Source organism: Streptomyces yerevanensis, from assembly GCF_000716805.1.
Taxonomy (GTDB): Bacteria; Actinomycetota; Actinomycetes; order Streptomycetales; family Streptomycetaceae; genus Streptomyces; species Streptomyces flaveus.
This window is the reverse complement of sequence record NZ_JNWJ01000035.1, coordinates 1-14454: the sequence shown is the minus strand read 5'-3', so window position 1 is coordinate 14454 and position 14454 is coordinate 1. Positions and strand designations below refer to the sequence as shown.

Annotated in this window: 12 protein-coding genes and 1 pseudogene; 3 read left to right on the top strand and 10 right to left on the bottom strand. The window is 70.1% G+C overall.

Going from position 1 to position 14454, the window contains the following annotated elements; all coding sequences use genetic code 11:
• Window positions 1-207: 207 nt before the first annotated feature.
• The 7 genes and pseudogenes from cobT to OP79_RS51085 all read right to left on the bottom strand — a co-directional run.
• Window positions 208-3804, bottom strand: coding sequence for a nicotinate-nucleotide--dimethylbenzimidazole phosphoribosyltransferase (gene cobT, locus OP79_RS30755; RefSeq protein WP_033324864.1), 3597 nt, complete (start codon window positions 3802-3804; stop codon window positions 208-210).
• Window positions 3805-4207: 403 nt separating this feature from the next.
• Window positions 4208-5434, bottom strand: coding sequence for a precorrin-6y C5,15-methyltransferase (decarboxylating) subunit CbiE (gene cbiE, locus OP79_RS30750; protein WP_033324863.1), 1227 nt, complete (start codon window positions 5432-5434; stop codon window positions 4208-4210).
• Between the two features lie 196 nt (window positions 5435-5630).
• Complete coding sequence (locus OP79_RS30745) at window positions 5631-6266, bottom strand: GNAT family N-acetyltransferase (protein WP_033324861.1); 636 nt, start codon at window positions 6264-6266, stop codon at window positions 5631-5633.
• 132 nt (window positions 6267-6398) lie between these two features.
• Complete coding sequence (locus OP79_RS30740; RefSeq protein ID WP_033324860.1) at window positions 6399-7238, bottom strand: MetQ/NlpA family ABC transporter substrate-binding protein; 840 nt, start codon at window positions 7236-7238, stop codon at window positions 6399-6401.
• Between the two features lie 98 nt (window positions 7239-7336).
• Window positions 7337-8119 (bottom strand): methionine ABC transporter permease, encoded by a 783-nt coding sequence (locus OP79_RS30735; RefSeq protein ID WP_033324859.1) that lies wholly within the window; start codon window positions 8117-8119, stop codon window positions 7337-7339.
• Window positions 8116-9150 (bottom strand): methionine ABC transporter ATP-binding protein, encoded by a 1035-nt coding sequence (locus OP79_RS30730; protein ID WP_033324858.1) that lies wholly within the window; start codon window positions 9148-9150, stop codon window positions 8116-8118. The genes OP79_RS30735 and OP79_RS30730 overlap by 4 nt, the downstream gene beginning before the upstream one ends.
• Before the next feature lie 521 nt (window positions 9151-9671).
• A pseudogene (locus tag OP79_RS51085) lies at window positions 9672-9936 on the bottom strand (HAD family hydrolase); the annotation flags it as partial.
• A gap of 69 nt (window positions 9937-10005) precedes the next feature.
• Between OP79_RS51085 and OP79_RS30720 the strand changes: the two are divergent.
• Window positions 10006-10365 carry a hypothetical protein gene (locus OP79_RS30720; RefSeq protein WP_033324857.1) on the top strand — a complete coding sequence of 120 codons (360 nt, stop codon included), beginning with the start codon at window positions 10006-10008 and terminating at the stop codon, window positions 10363-10365.
• Window positions 10346-10792, top strand: coding sequence for a hypothetical protein (locus OP79_RS30715; protein ID WP_033324856.1), 447 nt, complete (start codon window positions 10346-10348; stop codon window positions 10790-10792). The genes OP79_RS30720 and OP79_RS30715 overlap by 20 nt, the downstream gene beginning before the upstream one ends.
• A gap of 198 nt (window positions 10793-10990) precedes the next feature.
• Here the strand turns inward: OP79_RS30715 and OP79_RS30710 are convergent, their stop codons facing one another.
• From OP79_RS30710 to OP79_RS30700, 3 genes are all read right to left on the bottom strand, one after another.
• Window positions 10991-11494 (bottom strand): GNAT family N-acetyltransferase, encoded by a 504-nt coding sequence (locus OP79_RS30710; RefSeq protein ID WP_033324855.1) that lies wholly within the window; start codon window positions 11492-11494, stop codon window positions 10991-10993.
• A gap of 58 nt (window positions 11495-11552) precedes the next feature.
• Window positions 11553-12080 (bottom strand): RNA polymerase sigma factor, encoded by a 528-nt coding sequence (locus tag OP79_RS30705; protein WP_245685507.1) that lies wholly within the window; start codon window positions 12078-12080, stop codon window positions 11553-11555.
• Window positions 12081-12180: 100 nt separating this feature from the next.
• A complete protein-coding gene (locus tag OP79_RS30700) occupies window positions 12181-13341 on the bottom strand; it encodes a glycerophosphodiester phosphodiesterase (protein WP_033324852.1) in 1161 nt (386 codons plus the stop codon).
• 329 nt (window positions 13342-13670) lie between these two features.
• Here OP79_RS30700 and OP79_RS30695 point away from each other — a divergent pair, with 329 nt between their 5' ends.
• Window positions 13671-14342 carry a lysophospholipid acyltransferase family protein gene (locus OP79_RS30695; RefSeq protein ID WP_033324850.1) on the top strand — a complete coding sequence of 224 codons (672 nt, stop codon included), beginning with the start codon at window positions 13671-13673 and terminating at the stop codon, window positions 14340-14342.
• Window positions 14343-14454: the final 112 nt, after the last annotated feature.

Below are 14454 nucleotides of genomic sequence, written 5' to 3'. Positions count from 1 at the left end.
TCTGGAGCGCCCCTGACATGCGGATTTTAAGGTGCGGGGTGGTGGGTGGCTGGGGTGGGAGGGGTTCTTTCCCCAGGCCCGCCCCTTCCCGGAACCGGGGGGCGGGTGGGCAACGTTGTGGGGTGCGGGCCGTCGTTGGCCTGTGCCCACCCGTTCCGCCCTGCGGAACGACTGCCCACAGACCAACGACTCCGGAGTCTGGTTCGCTTACTTTTCGGTTACCCCTGCTGAGTCGAACGTTGCCACCTCGTGCATTGCCCTTGCTGCGCTCTGGACCATGGGGAGGGCCAGGAGGGCGCCGGTGCCCTCGCCGAGGCGGAGGTCCAGGTCCACCAGGGGACGCAGGCCCAGTTTGTTCAGGGCCGCCACGTGGCCCGGTTCGGCGCTGCGGTGGCCCGCGATGCAGGCTGCCAGGACCTCGGGGGCGATGGCGCGGGCCACCAGGGCGGCGGCGCCGGCGCTTACGCCGTCCAGGATCACCGGCGTACGCAGGGACGCGCCGCCGAGCAACAGGCCGACCATCGCGGCGTGTTCGAGGCCACCGACCGCGGCGAGGACGCCGACGGGGTCGGACGGGTCCGGCTGGTGGAGTTGGATGGCGCGGCGTACGACCTCGGTCTTGCGGGCCAGCGTCTCGTCGTTGATGCCGGTGCCGCGGCCGGTCACCTCTGAGGGGTCGGTGTCCGTGAAGACGGCGATCAGGGCGGCGGAGGCGGTCGTGTTCGCGATGCCCATCTCGCCGGTGATCAGGGCTTTGTTCCCCGCGGCCACCAGGTCGCGGGCCGTGTCGATGCCCACCTCGATCGCCTGCTTGACCTCCTCGCGGGTCAGCGCGGGGCCGGTCGTCATGTCGGCGGTGCCGGCCCGGACCTTGCGCGGCAGCAGGCCCGGGGTCGCGGGCAGGTCGGAGGCGACTCCCACGTCGACGACGCAGACCTCGGTACCGACCTGGCTGGCGAAGGCGTTGACGACCGCTCCCCCGCCCAGGATGTTGGCCACCATCTGGCCGGTGACCTCCTGCGGCCACGGGGTGACGCCCTGGGCGTGCACGCCGTGGTCGCCCGCGAAGATCGCGACGGCGGCCGGTTCCGGGATCGGGGGCGGGCACATCCGGGACAGGCCACTCAGCTGCGCGGAGATGATCTCCAGCATGCCGAGCGCGCCTGCGGGCTTTGTCATGCGCTTCTGGCGCTCCCATGCCTCGCCGAGCGCCTTCGCGTCCAGCGGGCGGATGTTGGAGACGGTCTCGGCGAGCAGGTCGTGCGGCTCCTCGCCGGGCAGGGCACGGCGGCCGTACGTCTCCTCGTGGACGACCCAGGACAGCGGGCGGCGCTTGGACCAGCCGGCCTGCAGCAGCTCCGGCTCCTCCGGGAATTCGTCCACGTAGCCCACGCAGAGGTACGCCACGACCTCCAGGTGCTCGGGCAGGCCGAGGGTGCGGACCATCTCGCGCTCGTCGAAGAAGCTGACCCAGCCGACGCCGAGGCCCTCGGCACGGGCGGCCAGCCACAGGTTCTCGACCGCGAGCGCGGAGGAGTACGGGGCCATCTGCGGCTGTGTGTGGCGGCCCAGGGTGTGACGGCCGCCGCGGGTCGGGTCGGCGGTGACGACGATGTTCACCGGGGTGTCGAGGATGGCCTCGATCTTCAGTTCCTTGAACTGCTTCGCGCGGCCCTTGGGCAGCGACTTCGCGTACGCGTCGCGCTGGCGCATGGCCAGTTCGTGCATCGTGCGCCGGGTGTCGGCGGAGCGGATGACGACGAAGTCCCAGGGCTGGGAGTGACCGACGGACGGCGCGGTGTGCGCCGCCTCCAGCACGCGGAGCAGTACCTCGTGCGGGATGGGATCACCGCGGAAGCCGTTGCGGATGTCGCGGCGTTCGCGCATGACGCGCAGGACGGCCTCGCGCTCGGCGTCGTCGTAGCCAGGGGCGGCGGGGGTGGTGGACTCGCGTACCTTCATGACGTGGGCCGTGCTCTCTGCCTGCTCGGCTCGCTCGGCCTGATCGGCGGCGGCACGGGTGTCCAGGTCCTCCGCCTGCTGGGCCGCTACGGGCTGCTGCTGTGCCGGGTCCTCAGCGTCCTCGGCGTCCTCAACGGTGGGCTCCGGTACGGGAGTTGCCTCGGGCTCGGCGGCGACCGGTTCAGTCTGTTCGACCTCGCGGGGAGCCGGGAACGTGACGACGGGGTGCTCAGGGTCCGTAGGTTCAGCGGCCTCCGCGGCGGCGGGCGCGGGCTCCTCCTCGGCGGCCGGTGCCTCCTCCGCGGGGTGCTCCGCCTCTGCGGGGTGCTCCGCCTCCGGGAGGGGTTCCGACTCCGGAAGGGGCGGGATGGTCATGGCATGCGGGGGTGTCGGGGCGAGGTGGGGCGTCGTCGGGACGGTGCCTTCGACGGGCACGAACTGGCCGAGAGATTGGTCGGGTTGGGCCTGCTCGGGGGCTTGCGCGTGTACTGCGGCGTCGGCGAGCGCGGCTTGCTGCGGCTCGGCGGGGGCCGGGGCATGGGCCTGGGCGTCGAATTGTCCCGATGCCTCCGCGTGTTCCGCGAACTGCGCGGCTTCCTCGGTGGCCACGGGCTGCGCCGCCTCGTCCGCGCCGGTGACCGAGGCCTGCGGCTCGGCTTCCGTGAACTGCTCGGCGTGGTCCTGGAGTTGCGGTTCAGCGGCGTGCGGAGGCAGCTGGGGCTCGGGCGCCTGCGGGAAGTGCGAGACCGCCGGGACGGGCTGGAAGTGCGCGGCTTCCGCGTGTTGGGGCGTGTGCGCCGCCTGCGCGGGAGCCTCAAGGTGTACGGGTTCCTCGTGCTGTGCGGGTTCCTCGTACTGTCCCGATTCCCCTTGCTGTGCGGGGTGTTCCGTTGCCCCGGGCACGTCATCCGAGACGTAGGCAGCCTCCGGGGGTGCGGCCTGCGGGATCTGCTCGGCTTCCGGGTTGCGCGGAGCCGAAGCCGCGAACTCCTGTGCGGCGTCCGGGATTTCAGCGGGACCCTGGACCTCGGGAACTGGTACGGACTCCGTCACCGGCACGTCGGCGGAAGCCTCCACGGCCTCGGAACCGTGGCCGACATCGGAACCCTGGGCGGCATCAGGACCAGAAGCCCCCTCACCGACCGCCTCCTCCACGACCTGCGGAGCCCCGACCTCCTGGCCGACCTGAGGAACCTCACCGACCCCCACACCCTCGGAGCCCTGCCCCGGCCCCGCTCCGTCGCCCTCCTCGACACCCCGGACGACCGTTTCTGCGGCGCCCCCCTCAAGGCCCGCCTGACCCCGGGCCCCCCAAGGTGCCGCCCCCTGCAACGCGATCTCGTCGCGCGGAACGTCGAGGTACTCGGGACCCATCGTGGGCGGACCGGACTGCCGTACGGCCACAGGGCCGGCCGGACCCCGGTCGGCCAGCGAACGCACCGGGCTCCCGGCGCTGTCCGGTGTCGGCGGACCGAGGTGCAGCGGACGGCGGGCCGCGGGCGCCTGCCGTGCAGGCTCGGGAGCGGACACAGATGCGGGCTCGGGAGCAGGCTCGGGCTCTGGCAGCCGAACGCCTCCCAGATCGACCGATCCGCTGTCCCGGCCCGACATCTCATGCGGCCCGGGCTCATGCACGACCTCGGGGACGGGAGCCGGTGGCGGCGGAGAGACCTCGTTGCCCCAGGCGCCCTGGGCGCCCGGCAGCAGCAACAGGTCTTCGTGGTCCTCGGCGGGGGTCTCGGAGAGGTAGGGGTACGCACCCGGCGCCTGGGCGCCCGGCTGCTCCACCATGCCTGCGCTCTCCGGCAGTCCCTCGCCCGGGATCTGGCCGGTGTCGGTCATGCGTACCCCTCGCCCATCGGTTTGTGCTCTACGACCTGCTCGTCCGGAGCGGCACACCGACCGCTCGCAGTGAAGAACGAGCATGCGTGCCAGGCGGCACGAACGACAGTCGACAAAGCCATTGACAAGCATTGTCGCGGTCTGTCGTCCACCGCGGCAGGGTGATCCCGCCACGGCCCGCTGTGGACTGCGCCACGTTGCGCGCCCTCCGGGTGCGCCGTACCACGCGCACCCCAAAACGGGGCCGTTTTCCGGACATTGACCGACGAAATTTCGGACAAGCCGACGCAGTACAACGATCGGTCAGCCTACCGCGAGCGGTACGACACCAGGATCACGGGGCGCTGTCGGGCAGGCCCGCCCGTCGCCCGACCACCACCCCTCAACGAGATTCCCCCAGTGCTCAACGCCTGGGGGTACCCCCATCGCGCCGCCCCAGTTCTCCTGAGAGCAGGAACGCGACGCTCCGTTCCTTCTCCGTCCAGGCGCGGGTGTCCAGTTCGACGGACTGCAGAAGCGCGCACTCGACCTGATAGCCGTGCTCCGTCAGGTCCCTGCCGATGAGTTCGGCCGCGTCGCGTGTCGCGGCGTGCGTGACGATCCGCTGGGGGCGCCGATCGGCGACGGCGGAGACCACCGCGGCACCCCCACCCCCGACGCGTACGACATCGGGTTCGGGCAGGTTCTCCAGGATGTGCGGCGCGGTGCCGTGCACGATCTGGAGCTGTACGCCGAAGCGGCGGGCGGCGTCCATGGCGCGGGCGCAGGCGTTCTGGTCGCGGTCCACGGCGATGACCCCGGCGCCGCAGCGCGCGGCCTCCGTGGCGAAGGCGCCGCTGCCGGAGCCGATGTCCCAGACGAGGTCGCCCACGCGCGGTCCCAGATGGGCGAGTTGAGCGGCGCGCAGCGGCTCGTTCTCGCCCTCGCCGACCGCGCCGCCGTACGTCTCGGCGGGCAGGGCCCAGCCGCGCGGGCCCGCGCCCGGGTCGCGTCCGGCGATCCAGCCGCCGCGCTCGGTCGAGGCGACGGGCCCGCCCAGGACGATGACGACGTTGGGGTCGCGCCAGGTGTGGTCGGCGGCCTTGTCGGAGGTGAGCATCGTGACCTGTTCGCGGTCGGTGCCGAGTTCCTCGCAGATGACGAAGGTGCGGTGCACTCCGTCGAGGAGCAGTCCGAGTTCGGCCGGTCCGGCGCCGGGCGAGGTGAGGACGGCGACCTTGGTGTGGGCACGGCACACGTTCACCGCGCGTCGCAAGGTGCGACGGTGGGCGACGACCACCTGGGCGTCGTCCCAGGGCATTCCGGCACGGGCGAAGGCGGCGGCGACCGAGGAGACCGCGGGCACCACTTCGACCTCGAGGCCGAACTCGGGGGCCCGCAGGGTGCGTACGACTCCGAAGAAGCCCGGGTCGCCGTCGGCGAGGACCACGGCGCTGCCGCGGTGTCCGGCGATACGGCGGGCGGCGAGGGCGACGCTGCCGAGCCGGATGCGTTCGGCGGCCTGAGGCACCTCGGGCAGCGCCAGATGATGGGCCGCGCCGGCCACCAGTGTGGCGGCGCCGAGTGCGGAGCGCGCCACATCGGTCAGCGGCGAGCCGTCCCAGCCGATCACCGTGACCCGGTCGGCCATCGTCGTCAGTCTCCTGAAGTCTTCGCAGGTCGAATGGGGGTTCCCCCGCTCATGGGGGTCCCCCCGCTCGAGCGAAGCCGAGAGTAGGGGGGAGGAGCCGAGAGTGGGGAGGGTGTGCGGAGCCCCGTGAGCGTACCTGGTGACTTGTGGTGATGTGGGCGGGGGGCGCGGCGGCCGCCCCTCCGTTTGGTTCCAGTCAGTTCCAGTCGGAGTACATGAAACCGCTGGAGTCGGCGGACTCCTCGCCGACTCCGTCGAGGTCTTCGGGGAGCAGGCTCCACACGATGTAGTCCGTACGCAGGTCGGCCCAGCCGCCGTCCTCCGTGCGGGTCCTGGCTATACAGGCGCCGCGCAGGACACCCTCGCTGATACAGCCGATCTTCTGGGCGACCTGCTGGGAGGCGGTGTTGTCGGCCGCCGTACGCAGCTCCAGGCGCTCGAACTTCTGGTCGCGCAGCAGCCAGTGGGCGGTGGCGAGTGCGGCCTCCGAGGCGTAGCCCTCGCCGCGTGCCCAGGGCGCGATGATGTACGACATCTCGGTGGCACGTACGTGCCAGTCGGCCTTGCTCAGCTGGATGACGCCGACCAGACGCTGGGTGAGGAACTCGGTGACGGCGAGGTCGAGTCCGCGGCCCGAGGTGCGCTCGGTGGGCGCGTACTCGGTGATCCAGGTGCGGGCGGCGTCCTCGGTGAAGGGCTGCGAGACCGACGTCCAGGCGACGACCTGCTCGTCGTTCATCATCTCCGTGAGGGCGGAAACGTCGTCGTCCTCGAGAGGGCGCAGCACCAACCGCTCCGTGCTGAGGGAGATGTCGGGGAAGGTGTTCGTCATGCGCCGCTCCGTAACCTTCAGGGACCGTCGGGCCTGCTGAACTGCCCAGCATGCAGCATGTGAGCACCGAACTGCACCACGGAGTCGACTCATTGTCGACGAGTCGACTCCGTGAGTGCAGGTGAAGCGGCGTCAGCCGGAGGTGACCGGCAGCACCGACCCCTGGTACTTGTCCTCGATGAACTTCCTCACCTCGGCGGAGGTCAGGAGCTTGGCGAGCTTCCTGACGCGCGGGTCGTCCTCGTTGCCCTCCTTGACGGCGAGGAAGTTGCCGTACGGGTTGTCCTTGGCGGACTCCAGGACGAGGGCGTCCTCGGCGGGCTTGAGATCGGACTCGATGGCGTAGTTGCCGTTGATCACGGCGGCGTCGACGTCGTCGAGGGAGCGCGGGGTCTGGGCCGCCTCCAGCTCCTTGAACTTGAGGTTCTTCGGGTTCTTCGCGATGTCCTTGGGGGTCGCGTCGTTGCCCGCGCCGTCCTTGAGCGTGATGACCCCGTCGGCCGCGAGCAGCTTGAGCGCCCGCGCCTCGTTGACCGTGTCGTTCGGGACTGCGATCGTCGCGCCGCTCTTCAGCTCGTCGGCCTTCTCAACCTTGTCGGAGTAGAGGCCGAGCGGCTCCAGGTGCACCGTGACGGCGGGCACGATGCGGGTGCCGTTCTTCTTGTTGAAGTCGTCGAGGTACGGCTGGTTCTGGAAGTAGTTGGCGGTCACGGACCCGTCCTCGGTCGCCGTGTTGGGCGTGACGTAGTCGGTGAACTCCTTGACCTCCAGGTCGAGGCCCGCGTCCTTCGCCAGGTTGTCCTTGACGTAGGTGAGGATCTCGGCGTGCGGGACCGGGCTGGCGGCGACGACCAGCGGTCCGCTCGCGTCGGAGCCGGAGCCGGAGGCCTCCTCCGAGCCGCAGGCGGTGAGTCCCAGGGTGAGGGCTCCGGCGGCGAGGACGGCGGCGGTGATCTTGGCGGTGTTACGCACGAAAAGTGCCTTTCCTGATGGGTGGAGCGACCCCGCGAAGGGTGGGCGGGGACATCTGCGGGTGGGGTGGGGACGTATGGGAGGGGTCGTACGAGGCGTCAGGCGACCTTGCTGACGTCGGCCGCGGGCGCTTCGGAGGCGGGTGACTCGGTGCCGGTCGCCCCGGAGTTCGCCGGCGCCCTGGCCTTCAGCAGCCGCAGCCGCGGGGCGGCGCCGGACTGTCCGCCGCGGCGGTGCAGCCCACGTGCGGCGTAGTCGCCGACGAACTGGATGAGGGAGATGACCACGGCGAGGATGGCGACCGTGATCCACATCAGTTCGGTCTCGAAGCGCTGGTAGCCGTAGCGGATGGCGATGTCGCCGAGGCCGCCGGCGCCGACCGTGCCGGCCATCGCGGAGTAGCCGATGAGCGCGACGATCGTCGTGGTGGTGCTGGAGATCAGCGACGGCAGCGACTCGGGGACGAGCACCTTGCGGACGACGGTCCAGGTGTTGCCGCCCATCGACTGCACGGCCTCGACGAGCCCGCCGTCCACTTCGCGGACAGCCGTCTCAACGAGCCGGGCGAAGAACGGGATCGCGCCGATCGCGAGCGGCACGATGGCGGCCTCGCGGCCGATGGTGGTGCCGGTGATCGAGCGGGTGAAGCCCATCAGCGCGACCATCAGGATGATGAAGGGCATCGAGCGGGCGACGTTCACGACCTGCCCGATGACCTTGTTCAGCACGGTGTTCTGCAGCAGGCCGCCCTTGTCCGTGAGGACCAGCAGGATGCCCAGCGGCAGACCGCCGACGATGGCGATGGCCGTGGACCAGCCGACCATGTAGAGGGTGTCCCAACAGGCCTGCTCCAGCAGCGGTTGCATTTCGGACCAGGTCACTTGGCACCTTCCTTCATCAGCAGGGGCTCCTTGCCCAGGACGTCGATCCGGAGTCCCTGCTCACGCAGGAAGCCGATCGGCAGGACGTTCTCCTCGTAGCGGCCGGGCAGTTCGATACGCATCCGGCCGACCTGCTTGCCACCGACGGTGTCCATCGCGGCGCCGAGGATCGAGATGTCGATGTTGTAGGTGCGCGAGAGCTGCGAGATGACCGGCTGGGTCGCGGCGTCACCGTGGAAGGTGACGTCGATGACCGTGCGGTCGCCGGCGGAGGCGTCGCCGCTCACCGGGAAGAGCGCGGCGGCCAGTTCGGAGCCGGGGGTGGCGAGCAGTTCGCTGACGGTGCCGGACTCGACGATCTGCCCCTTCTCCATGAGGGCGGCCGAGTCGCAGATGGTCTTGACGACGTCCATCTCGTGCGTGATGAGCAGGACGGTCAGGCCCAGCTGCCGGTTCAGGTCGCGCAGCAGTTGGAGGATGGAGCGGGTGGTCTCGGGGTCGAGGGCACTGGTCGCCTCGTCGGAGAGGAGCACCTTCGGGTCGCCGGCCAGGGCGCGGGCGATGCCGACACGCTGCTTCTGGCCGCCGGAGAGCTGGGCCGGGTAGGCCTTGGCCTTGTCGGAGAGGCCGACCAGGTCGAGCAGTTCGAGCGCCTTGCGGGAGCGTTCCTTCCCTGACGTGCCAAGGATTTCCAGCGGCAGCTCGACGTTGTCCTGGACGGTCCGCGAGGCCAGCAGGTTGAAGTGCTGGAAAACCATGCCGATGTGGCTGCGCGCCTTCCGCAATTCCCTGCCGGCGCGCGGACCGCGCCCGGCCAGGGCCGTGAGGTCCTGCCCGGCGACGGTCACTGTGCCGACTGTGGGGCGCTCCAGGAGGTTGACGCAGCGGATGAGGGAGGACTTGCCGGCACCGGACTGTCCGATGACGCCGTACACCTCGCCTTCGCGGACGTGCAGATCGACGCCGTCCAGGGCGAGGACCTCACGGCCGCGCGAACGATAGACCTTGGTGAGGCCTGATGTCGTGATCACTGGGGTTTTCCGTCACTGTCGTGTGCGGGGCGTGGGTGTGCGCCGGGCACAGGTGCATTCGGTGGGAACGCGGCACGGTTCTCGCGGTGGCGATGAAAGCCGGGCCTCGGAGAACTCCGGGCTTCGGCAGAACTGCGTGCGCGGGGCAGGCTCAGTCGCGTACGAGAAGGTCGTACGGGCAGACGTGAGCGGTCTCGCTTCGGGGCGCGAGGCCCTCAGATGGTGCAGGGGCCTCTAGAAGGCGCACATTCGACACATACAGCGAGCACCGGGCGTCATGGTCGCCTCGGTCGCAAGGATGCGGCTGCTCGTCGTGGTCATGAAAAAAGTGAATCACACGTACGCACGTGACCCGGAACCGCTGTCCGCATCGCGGACAGCGGTGGACACACGTCAGACCCTGGCGGAGATCTCCAGTCCCGCGCCCATGACCAGGGCCGACACGGCAGAGAGGTCCTCGACCACGACGTCCGCGGCCAGCTCGACGGCCTGGTGGGTTGTGGTCAATGCCACGGTGGTCCTCCCGGCGGCAGTTGCACGCCGCCCGCCACGTCCTCGACCTCCGGCTGCTCGATGCGTACGACGGCCTCCGGGGCCCTCCCCCATCGCGGGCAGCAGGTCGGCGGCTGTCTCGGCGGCGGGGCGCCCGTGCAGATCGACCCGGGCGAACTCCTCGGCAGTGGTCCCGTACCCCTCGACCCGCCTGGTCCAGCACCGGTGCACCGACTCAAGGGGCGAAACGAGCGTTCCGTTGCCGAACAGTGGGGCATCGGCTTGGATCTTCATGCCCTCGACCCTGCGGGGCACCCCGGGGGCGGGCGCATCGGGTCTTTTGGCCCGTAATAGGGTCGCGTCATGCTTGATGCCCTGACGGTCGCTACGGCCGTCGCCGCGCTCGTGCTCGCCGCGTGGTGCGGCTGGGCCGCCTATCGCGACCAGCCGACGAAGGACTGGCACTTCATCGGTATGGCGGTGGTGTCACTGCTCGCCCTGGTGCAGATGGTGGTCGGGATCGTCCAGCTGGCGCGCGGCGAGAAGCCGGAACAGGGCACGACGATCTTCGTGGCGTATCTGGTCGGCGCGTTCGCCTGCATCCCGGCGGCGGGCTTCATGTCGCTTGCGGAGCGCACCCGTTGGGGCTCGGTGACGGTCGCGGCCGGCGGTGTGGTGCTCGCCGTGCTTCAGGTGCGGCTCTATGACATCTGGGGAGGCTGAGGTGCCTGTGACCGAGGAGAAGCCCGCGCGGACACGGCTCATCAGCGGTCCGGGCATGCTGCTGGTCTGGCTGTACGGCGTGATGGTCGTCGGCGCCGTCTCGCGCTCCGTCGTGCAGATCGCGACGGAGTTCGACAAGGCGCCGCTCGCCTACTCGCTCTCCGCGGTCGCGGGCCTCGTGTACGGCTTCATCACGTACTCCCTGGTCCGCGGCGGCGAAACGGCCCGCAAGGCGGCGCTGGTGTGCTGCGCCGCCGAGCTCGTGGGCGTACTGACCGTGGGCACCTGGACCCTCGTGGACCCGTCCGCCTTCCCCGACGCCACGGTGTGGTCGGACTACGGCATGGGGTACTTGTTCATCCCCGTACTGCTCCCGGTGACGGCGATGTTCTGGCTGCGCAAGGCGCGTACCGCGGAGCAGAGCTAGGCGGGCTTGCCGAAGTCCGGTGGGGTACCGCGCCCCTTCAGGGGCGCGGGGCTGTTTCGATATGCGGCTCCGCCGCGATGGGGGTCCCCCCCGCTCTGGGGCCCCCAGGCCCTTAAGGCACTGGGGGAGCAGCCGAGAGTGGGGGAGTGACCAGCCACGACAGGCCCGCAGCTTCGAACCGCCCTCCCAGCGGAGCGCTCACGCGCTCGCGACGAACGCGCCCACTTCCACCGGCTTGGCCAGCGTCACCAGCGTGAGCCGCTCGTGGACGTGCCGCCTGGCCACGGCCTCGTAGCCGTGCCTCCGGTACAGCTGGAGGTTGTGCTCGCTGCGGTGCCCGGTGAACAGCTGGAAGCTCTTGACCGCGCCGCCCTCGGAGAGCCTCGCCTCGATGGCGTCGAGCAGCCGTCCGCCCAGGCCGTGCCGCTGCATACGCGGGTGAACGATCAGCTTGTCGATGCGCGCCGTCCCGTCCGCGTCCACGGCGCCGCGCACCGAGGCCACCACCTCGTCGCCGAGCCGGGCCACCAGGACCGTGCCGCTCGCCAGCTCCGCCTTGAGGGAGGCGAGGGACTGGGTGAGGGGCTCAATGCTGTAGTCGCCGTACAGCTCGGCCTCGCTCTGGTAGCAGAGGAACTGCAGTTTGAGGATCTGTTCGGCGTCCTGCTCGGTCGCCCCCGAGATGGTCACGCTCATGCCCATGTGTGCATGCCTCCCGCTCACCTGCTCCGCCGGTTGTCCCTCACTCCTATCCCCGCGCTCACCGGGACGCAACCTCCTCGGTGAGCATTCGACGCAGACATCCCAGACATCTGGAACGTTCCGGACCGAGACTTCCCTGTGAGATACCCAACTCCCCCGCGATCTCCCGGTATGTCAGGTCTTGCGAGGACAAGAGCGCCGCCATCAGACGCGGGCAGCGGCCGGGGAGCCGGCGCACGGCGGAGTGCAGGGCGCGGCGCCGGGCGGCGGTGAGTGCGAGTTGCTCCGGGCCTGGTCCGCTCTCGTCGGCGGGCTCGGTGCCGTACGGCAGCTCGATGCTCGCGGTGCGCCGGCTGCGGCGGGCCTCGGTGCGGACGGCGACGCGCAGCCAGTCGGCGGGGTCGGCGGGCGGGCCGTCCGCGTCGAGGCGCTCCAGGAGCCGCAGCCAGACGGCCTGTTCGAGGTCGCCGGGCTCGGCCCCGGAGGCGTGCGCCTCCGCGGAGGCTTCGGCGGCGAGCAGCGGACTGAGCGCGGCGACCATGCCCGTGGCGGACCTGTGCGTGGCTGCCATATCCGTGGCAGACATGTCATGCGTCATATGCGGCACGACGCGGTCGCTCCGGGAGAGGTTGCCCGGAGCGACCGTTTATCACCCCAACCGGCGCATCGGGGCCCGGCCGTTGACCTCAGCCGTTGACGAAGTCCTCGCGGGCGAGGAGTCCGGTGTCCGGGTTGTCGGTGAAGACGCCGTCGATGCCGGTCTCGAAGTAGACCTGGAAGGCGCCGAAGACATCGCCGTAGGCGTTCGGGTCCGTGCCCTTCCTGAAGTCGGCGGGCAGGAAGGTGTTTTCGTTGCGCATCGTGTACGGGTGCAGGATCAGGCCCGCGTCGTGCGCGTCCTCGACGAGGGTGGTCGGCCTGGTGAGCCTGCCGCTCGCGTCCTTCGGGATGATCAGGTCGAGGGTGGGGCCGAGGCCCTGCGCGTACGAGGCGATCCACTTCAGGCCCTCGGGCTTGACGAGGTCGGCGACGGTGCGCGGGTCGCCTGCCTGGACGAAGTCCCAGGGGCGGCTGTTCGCGGAGGACAGCAGCACGACGAGCGGGTTGTCGACCAGCTTGTTCAGCCGCTGGATGCTGCTGGGTTCGAAGGACTGGAGGAAGACAGGCGCGTTCTTCTTGTGCTTGCCGTACTTGCGCAGCAGCTTGGCGAGCCGCTCCTCAAGACCCAGGCCCAGGCCCCGGAAGTAGGTGGGGTGCTTCGTCTCGACGTGCAGCCACACCTCCTTGCCGCGCTTCTTGCCCTCGCGCTCGGCCCAGCGCAGGACCTCTTCGAAGGTGGGGATGTCCCAGCGGCCGTCGTACAGCGTGTTGTGCGGGCGGTTGCCCGGGATGCGCTCCTTGGCGCGCAGCGTCTTCAGCTCGGCGAGCGTGAAGTCCTCGGTGAACCAGCCAGTGAAGGACACGCCGTCGACGCTCTTCGTCGTCCTGCGGCCGGCGAACTCGGGGTGGTCCGCGACGTCGGTGGTGCCGGTGATGTCGTTCTCGTGGCGGCACACGAGGTGGCCGTCCTTGGTGGGGACGAGGTCCTGCTCGATGACGTGCGCGCCCATGTCGAGGGCCAGCTGGTACGCGCCGAGGGTGTGCTCCGGCCGGTAGCCGCTGGCCCCGCGATGCCCGATGATCGTCGGCACCGGCAGGCTCTTGTAGCCCCCGCCGCCGTGCCGTTCGGCGGCTGTGGCCGTGCCGGGCACCCCGAGGGCCGCTCCGCCCGCGCCCAGCACCGCGGCCCCGAGCAGCGCCCGCCGTCTCGTGCCCCGCCCCTGCTCGTCCGATCCCTGCGTCCCCATGAGCGCTCCTCACGTTGCTGCCCTGCACCTGCCAAACCCGGACGATCGTAGGTGCCCTTGGGTGACGGGTGGGAGACCTGGGACGGAACACGCGGATGATGCTGAGTGTCGTATGCGGTGCGCGAGTTGACGGGACCTGGACGTGACGGATGCGGCATTCCTCACACATCTCATGCAGGTGTCGGGCGTGCAACAGCGCGACACCCAAGGTAAACAAGTAGCGACACTGCGTATCCACTCCGTGAACCCGGTGTGCAACACCCCGGGGGCCGCGAGTATCGTCCTCACCTGCAGAGACTTATCCCTTTTCCTTGACACCGGAGGGCCCGTTGTCCCGCTTCGCGCTCATCAAGGCACTGCTCGGACCGATCATGCGCCTGATGTTCCGCCCACGGGTGGAAGGTGTGGAGCACATCCCTGGCTCAGGACCGGTCATCCTGGCCGGCAACCACCTCACGTTCATCGACTCGATCGTGCTGCCGCTGGTCTGCAACCGTCAGGTCTTCTTCATCGGCAAGGACGAGTACGTCACCGGGAAGGGGCTGAAGGGCCGCCTGATGGCCTGGTTCTTCACCGGTGTCGGCATGATCCCGGTGGACCGGGACGGCGCGAACGGCGGGGTCGCGGCGCTGATGACCGGCCGCCGGGTCCTGGAGGAGGGCCGGATCTTCGGCATCTACCCGGAGGGCACCCGCTCCCCCGACGGCCGCCTCTACCGCGGTCGTACGGGCATCGCGCGCCTGACCCTGATGACCGGCGCCCCGGTCGTCCCGTTCGCGATGATCGGCACCGACAAGCTCCAGCCGGGCGGCGCGGGTATTCCGCGCCCCGGGCGCGTCACGGTTCGCTTCGGCGAGGCGATGGAGTTCTCGCGGTACGAGGGCATGGATCGCGACCGGTACGTGCTGCGTGCCGTCACCGATTCGGTGATGGCGGAGGTCATGCGTCTGTCGGGGCAGGAGTACGTCGACATGTACGCCACCAAAGCCAAAGCGGCGTAAGCGCTCTGGAGCGACTAGGACTTGTCCGGTCGATCATGTGACGACTCCGTTCCCAAGTCGTTGATATGGACATGGGACGGGGTGATCTGACGGATGCCGAGTGGGAACGACT

What these genes read in the sequence shown, in the direction of transcription:
- OP79_RS30705 (WP_245685507.1), bottom strand. Translation starts at nt 12,080, where the DNA reads ATGTCTGCCACGGATATGGCAGCCACGCACAGGTCCGCCACGGGCATG.
- OP79_RS30700 (WP_033324852.1), bottom strand. Translation starts at nt 13,341, where the DNA reads ATGGGGACGCAGGGATCGGACGAGCAGGGGCGGGGCACGAGACGGCGG.
- OP79_RS30745 (WP_033324861.1), bottom strand. Translation starts at nt 6,266, where the DNA reads ATGACGAACACCTTCCCCGACATCTCCCTCAGCACGGAGCGGTTGGTG.
- cbiE (WP_033324863.1), bottom strand. Translation starts at nt 5,434, where the DNA reads ATGGCCGACCGGGTCACGGTGATCGGCTGGGACGGCTCGCCGCTGACC.
- OP79_RS30710 (WP_033324855.1), bottom strand. Translation starts at nt 11,494, where the DNA reads ATGGGCATGAGCGTGACCATCTCGGGGGCGACCGAGCAGGACGCCGAA.
- OP79_RS30715 (WP_033324856.1), top strand. Translation starts at nt 10,346, where the DNA reads ATGACATCTGGGGAGGCTGAGGTGCCTGTGACCGAGGAGAAGCCCGCG.
- OP79_RS30720 (WP_033324857.1), top strand. Translation starts at nt 10,006, where the DNA reads ATGCTTGATGCCCTGACGGTCGCTACGGCCGTCGCCGCGCTCGTGCTC.
- cobT (WP_033324864.1), bottom strand. Translation starts at nt 3,804, where the DNA reads ATGACCGACACCGGCCAGATCCCGGGCGAGGGACTGCCGGAGAGCGCA.